We start from the raw sequence: 278 nt of genomic DNA, 5'->3' as shown, positions 1-278 counted from the left end.
CCAACTCCATCGTCGGCATTCCTCGTCCCGCCCTCGACCCCCGCCGCCCTGTCGACCGTGACCCCACCACGGCCGAGGCCGAAGAAGGCCTGTTCCGCTATGCGCCCTACCTCGACTTCGACGGCAAGTGGTACCTCTCTCACACGCGTGATGTCGCCGGCATCAAGGCCGTGCTCTCTGGCCCTACCCTGTTGGAAAGTACCAGTCTTATCTTCGCTTATGGAAGCGATATTTACGGTACACGAGCCACGCCCAGCCAGGCATTTGATATCCTTGGC

Annotated in this window: 1 protein-coding gene; it reads left to right on the top strand. The window is 61.2% G+C overall.

From position 1 onward, the window contains the following. Positions 1-278: ER membrane protein complex subunit 1 (locus MN204_RS20545; RefSeq protein ID WP_249872913.1), on the top strand; the 278-nt coding region annotated here is incomplete at both ends.

The organism is Oceanobacillus saliphilus (assembly GCF_023522835.1).
In the GTDB taxonomy this organism is placed as follows: Bacteria; Bacillota; Bacilli; order Bacillales; family Amphibacillaceae; genus Oceanobacillus; species Oceanobacillus saliphilus.
The sequence above is the reverse complement of the archived record's forward strand: the minus strand, read 5'-3'. Positions and strand labels throughout refer to the sequence as shown.